Annotated in this window: 6 protein-coding genes, 1 tRNA gene and 2 pseudogenes; 2 read left to right on the forward strand and 7 right to left on the reverse strand. The window is 46.0% G+C overall.

Annotated elements, in window-relative coordinates; genetic code table 11:
* Both RMO84_RS15490 and psaC read right to left on the reverse strand, forming a co-directional pair.
* A pseudogene (locus tag RMO84_RS15490) lies at positions 1-785 on the reverse strand (glutamine--fructose-6-phosphate aminotransferase); the annotation flags it as partial.
* A 297-nt stretch (positions 786-1,082) separates the two neighbouring features.
* Positions 1,083-1,328, reverse strand: coding sequence for a photosystem I iron-sulfur center protein PsaC (gene psaC, locus RMO84_RS15495; RefSeq protein WP_015160556.1), 246 nt, complete (start codon positions 1,326-1,328; stop codon positions 1,083-1,085).
* A gap of 197 nt (positions 1,329-1,525) precedes the next feature.
* Here psaC and RMO84_RS15500 point away from each other — a divergent pair, with 197 nt between their 5' ends.
* Positions 1,526-1,876 carry a DUF6464 family protein gene (locus RMO84_RS15500; RefSeq protein ID WP_310489341.1) on the forward strand — a complete coding sequence of 117 codons (351 nt, stop codon included), beginning with the start codon at positions 1,526-1,528 and terminating at the stop codon, positions 1,874-1,876.
* 179 nt (positions 1,877-2,055) lie between these two features.
* Here RMO84_RS15500 and RMO84_RS15505 read toward each other — a convergent pair whose 3' ends face one another.
* The 4 genes from RMO84_RS15505 to rplS all read right to left on the reverse strand — a co-directional run bounded on the left by RMO84_RS15505 (position 2,056) and on the right by rplS (position 3,198).
* Entirely contained in the window at positions 2,056-2,409 is a 354-nt protein-coding gene (locus RMO84_RS15505; protein ID WP_310489342.1) for a PIN domain-containing protein, read from the reverse strand.
* Positions 2,403-2,606, reverse strand: coding sequence for a hypothetical protein (locus RMO84_RS15510; protein ID WP_310489343.1), 204 nt, complete (start codon positions 2,604-2,606; stop codon positions 2,403-2,405). Before RMO84_RS15510 ends, RMO84_RS15505 begins: the two co-directional genes overlap by 7 nt.
* Positions 2,607-2,667: 61 nt before the next feature.
* Positions 2,668-2,740 (reverse strand) — tRNA-Trp (locus RMO84_RS15515).
* 92 nt (positions 2,741-2,832) lie between these two features.
* Positions 2,833-3,198 carry a 50S ribosomal protein L19 gene (rplS, locus tag RMO84_RS15520; protein ID WP_106301592.1) on the reverse strand — a complete coding sequence of 122 codons (366 nt, stop codon included), beginning with the start codon at positions 3,196-3,198 and terminating at the stop codon, positions 2,833-2,835.
* A 203-nt stretch (positions 3,199-3,401) separates the two neighbouring features.
* Between rplS and RMO84_RS15525 the strand changes: the two genes are divergently transcribed.
* The gene (locus RMO84_RS15525) at positions 3,402-3,929 is read left to right on the forward strand and encodes a glyoxalase-like domain protein (RefSeq protein ID WP_310489344.1); all 528 of its coding nucleotides are present in this window, start codon (positions 3,402-3,404) and stop codon (positions 3,927-3,929) included.
* Between the two features lie 13 nt (positions 3,930-3,942).
* On the opposite strand, the pseudogene RMO84_RS15530 reads toward RMO84_RS15525, so the two are convergent.
* A pseudogene (locus RMO84_RS15530) lies at positions 3,943-4,252 on the reverse strand (GGDEF domain-containing response regulator); the annotation flags it as partial.

Below are 4,252 nucleotides of genomic sequence, written 5' to 3' on the forward strand. Positions count from 1 at the left end.
TGCTCGTAGATTTCTTTCGCCATAAAGTGGCGGAAGCCTTGTTTTTCAACGGCGATCGGATTCCAGGTAATAGAATGAGGCGTGCGGCGGACTTTGGCACCATCAAAGGTAAATACTTCGGCACCATCTCTGGTGAGTCTGGCCATTTCCCCATTCTCTAGGGGTAAGATCGTGCGGGTATATTGGACGATCGCGGGTGTATCGGAAGCACAGAAATATTCGCCTTCGCCGATGCCGATAATCAGCGGTGCTTGTTGTCTGGCAATAACTAGTTCGTCGGGATAGTCTGCCGAAATTACCGCGATCGCAAAGGCACCGGATAATTTATGGACGGCTTGTTGGACTGCTGCCATTAAGTCTTTAGCACCGTCTTCAAAGCACTGACAAATCAGGTGGGGAATGACTTCGGTATCGGTTTCCGATCGAAATTCGTGGCCTTGTTTTTTTAGTTCTTCGCGCAGTTCGCGGTAGTTCTCGATAATCCCATTTTGGACAACCGCCAACCTACGCTTCGTGTCGGTGTGGGGATGTGCGTTATATTCTTCTGGCTTACCATGTGTCGCCCAGCGGGTATGTCCGATGCCAATCGGGGCGCGATTGGTAGCTACTTCGATTTTATCGCGCAGGTTGTGTAGCTTACCCTTGGCGCGAATACAGTCCAAATTCCCTTCAACAACAGTTGCGACTCCAGCAGAATCATAACCTCTGTACTCTAGTTTTTCTAATCCTGAAACTAGAATGGATTGGGCTGGTTTATTGCCAATATAGCCAACAATTCCACACATAAAGTCTAATTCTCCCGCAACGGCTATACTAGTTTTGGCGTGTCGATCGCAGTCTTTTTTACTGTTCGGACTGGCTCCACTTTACTATTATAGTTACCCGATTTTTGCTCGAATGTAACAATATGGGCAGAAATAGTTTGGAGTTTAGAGCTTGGATTTTAATTCCTTCGATCCCCTGTTATTCCCTATCTCCTCTCTCCTAAAGCCTAAAGTCTAAAACCTAAAGCCTAAATTCCCAAGTGACTGAAGATCGAAGGCTCCACAACGACCCCTCAAATCCTCAGTCACGATCGGGAACTAGTATGCTAGACCCATACTGCGAGTAGTTTCCGCGCCTAGATAGACACGGATACTCAGGAAATCTGTAGGGCAAGCGGTTTCGCACCGTTTGCAACCAACACAATCTTCCGTGCGGGGTGAAGAAGCAATTTGTTGAGCCTTGCAACCATCCCAGGGTACCATCTCTAATACGTCTGTCGGACAAGCCCGAACGCATTGAGTACAGCCGATACAAGTGTCGTAAATTTTGACGCTATGAGACATATAATCATCCTCCCAACGATAAAGCTTTAGCAATGCTAAAACTAAGAATCAAGGCTTAGTGTACCGCAGGCGCAGATGCTAGTTCTCAAAAAGGCTACATAAGTTAAAGGTTTTTAACTTTCGATCGGGGATCGATCGATTAACGAAACTTTGAATAGGGGTTAGAATAGGATTTTGATGCTCATCATGGAGATCTAATGGAAGCAGAGTCAATCCCTACTGAGGTAGTTTTGACACGAACACAAGCAGTAGTGGCTAGAGTTCGGCTGGATTGGACTCCCCAACCAGGCAACTATCTCGATCTGGATGGTAAGACTTACGCTGTCTTAGAACGTCGTCATCGCTATCACTTGCAATCGGGTCGCTACAAATTACACAAGATTGCGCTCTACGTCCAGTCCGCGACACGTCCTGAGGAGCAAAGCCTGATCGACGGTCAATGGGTTATTGGCGATGCTACATGTAAGTATAATGCTCGATCGACCCTAATCCGGTGTGCGATTCAGCCGATCGGGCCATGTGAGGGATGTAAGTTTAGGGAAGGTTAGTATAGTATTTACGCTTGTATATTACTGCGGAGCTTAGAGTCCCAAATTCTGGGCTGAACTGTTAAATTTGCCCTCTACTCCAGTAATATGTTTTGCCAAGTGTCAGCTCGAACGATCGAGGGGAAATGCTTAACATTAGTTGTAGCAATAACAACGTCATCCGGACACTGAACGATTGCTTAAGCTGCTAAAATCATATCGGCATCTAAAGCTTTATTATCGGCGACTGGTCTGCCCTGTTGTCTTGCTTCTGCCCACAATAAAGCAGCTTGACGCATAACTGCTGTATCGATTGGTAAATAAGTTACCGCATTTGATGAAATAAAATTATCCAAGCGTCGTAAGCCATTGAGCTTGTTGGCTCTTAATAATTCCCGCCGGATTTCGTAATCGGTAATTTCGGGTACTAAAATCTGACGATCGTTGATAATTGCCAACTGAAGCCATTTTCCATAAGCTTCTCCAGTATCCGAACGTTTGGGATTAGTTAGCAATCCGAGGATGCCAGCATCTAGTACGATCGCTGTTACCAAGTGACACCCTCTAATTCGGCGGGAAATAGTTCGCGCACGGAAGAGCGATCCTCATCCAAAGTTTTAATCAGGTAGTCACCTGTCTCTTTCTGGTCTTCGGCATCTTCACCATCAATCCAAGATTGTAAGAGGTCGATAGTAGATAGTTTTGGTGTTTCTAGGAGAGTGCCTTTCGTTGCAATCGGATTTGGATTCATAGCATACATGAATTTGGACTAAATTCTTATTATTTTAGCCCAGACCTATCTAGTTTAATAACGCGCCCTGGAGGACTTGAACCCCCGACATTTGGTTTTGGAGACCAACGTTCTACCAACTGAACTAAGGACGCACGTGAGCGAATGGAGCGATTTTCCTGACCCTCGTACAATAGTATAGTATGAAACTAAAGTTAATGGCCAGGACACTCTGAAATCGATCGATCTATTCCAAGGGACGATCGAACCGTTGTTTGACGCGAGTTGCTTTACCGACGCGATCGCGAAGATAGAACAGTTTCGCACGACGAACTTTACCGCGACGAATTACTTTGACGCTATCAATTTTGGGTGAGTGCAACAGGAATACCCGTTCCACGCCGATACCTTGAAAGACACGACGGACAGTAATGGTTTCGTTGATGCCGCCGTTACGAGTAGCAATAATAATGCCTTCGTATGGTTGCACCCGTTCTTTGTTACCTTCTTGAATTTTTACGCCCACACGGACGGTGTCGCCCACGTGAAGGGTAGGCAGATCGGATTTTAGATACTCCGCTTCGATCGAGCGAATAATTTCCTGAGCTTTCATGTGGTTTGAAAAAATTCACAGACTCTTATCATAGCAGAGGAGTGTGAATTTGTCTAAAATTATTTTAGAGCGATCGGAAATCGGCTATAAGTAGCAAGCAATTTCTCTACTAATAGCTGAACCAGGATTTTTTAGGCTCGACTGTATTCAAATATTCAATTTAGACTGTTACCATAGATTCTATCCTTAGCTCTATCGATCTTATGCCTTTAGATAGCCTGTTTTCGACCCAAGGTATCATGGTGATGCTGCTGGCAGCCTACGCTGGGGCGATGTGGCTGTTTTTGACTAGTGCCCCGAAGGTGTACACGGTGATGGTGTCCGATCTAAAGATCGCGCAGGACTTGTATGAGGGGATGTTAAATCTGCCGATCGCCCAAGTGCCACTTCATTACTATTATGATTACGAGCAAACGATCGGGACGGCGGGGATCGATCCAATGTATTTGGCGGCACCGATGGGTCGAGCTAGTGTACGCGGGATGAAGGGTTCGGAAGGGCTATGGTATCAACTCAAGAAAAATTCCCAATTGCATGTAATTGCGGGTTCTAGTCTGGGAGATAAGAATCGGCAGCGACACGTTTGTTTCGATCGCGATTGTTTGGAACAGATCCTGATGCGGATTCAAACGCGTGGAGTCAAGCACAAGATCCGCAGCGAGAAGCCGCTCAATTTTTTGGTGAAGGATTACGAAGGTCGGACGATCGAAATGTCAGAAGCGGCTAATTAGCGATCGACCGCGACTATTGAGGATGTGTTTTGCGAAACAGTTGGATTGCATGACTGAAGGCTTTGACGATCGCTTGCGACTGGAGATATTCCCAATTGAGATTACCCGTAGTAACGATCCCAATTTCGCCAATCGTCCGATTGTTTTGGCTCTCACTTTGGTCTGGCAACCCTTGGATATCGACGATCGGACAAATTGTGAGCCGAGCGGTTGGAGTCAAAAGATCTCGATACACAGTGGGGATAATTTCGACTGGCGGATCGATCCAGCTTTCAATCTTTAATAGTCGAGCGTAGAAATGTGCATAGAGTTGGATATCGATT

Origin of the sequence: Chamaesiphon sp. VAR_69_metabat_338 (genome assembly GCF_031423935.1) — a bacterium.
Taxonomy (GTDB): Bacteria; Cyanobacteriota; Cyanobacteriia; order Cyanobacteriales; family Chamaesiphonaceae; genus Chamaesiphon.

Excerpts from the sequence above, each read along its gene's own strand:
- psaC (WP_015160556.1), bottom strand. The coding sequence starts at position 1,328 with ATGTCTCATAGCGTCAAAATTTACGACACTTGTATCGGCTGTACTCAA.
- RMO84_RS15500 (WP_310489341.1), top strand. The coding sequence starts at position 1,526 with ATGGAAGCAGAGTCAATCCCTACTGAGGTAGTTTTGACACGAACACAA.
- RMO84_RS15510 (WP_310489343.1), bottom strand. The coding sequence starts at position 2,606 with ATGAATCCAAATCCGATTGCAACGAAAGGCACTCTCCTAGAAACACCA.
- rplS (WP_106301592.1), bottom strand. The coding sequence starts at position 3,198 with ATGAAAGCTCAGGAAATTATTCGCTCGATCGAAGCGGAGTATCTAAAA.
- RMO84_RS15525 (WP_310489344.1), top strand. The coding sequence starts at position 3,402 with ATGCCTTTAGATAGCCTGTTTTCGACCCAAGGTATCATGGTGATGCTG.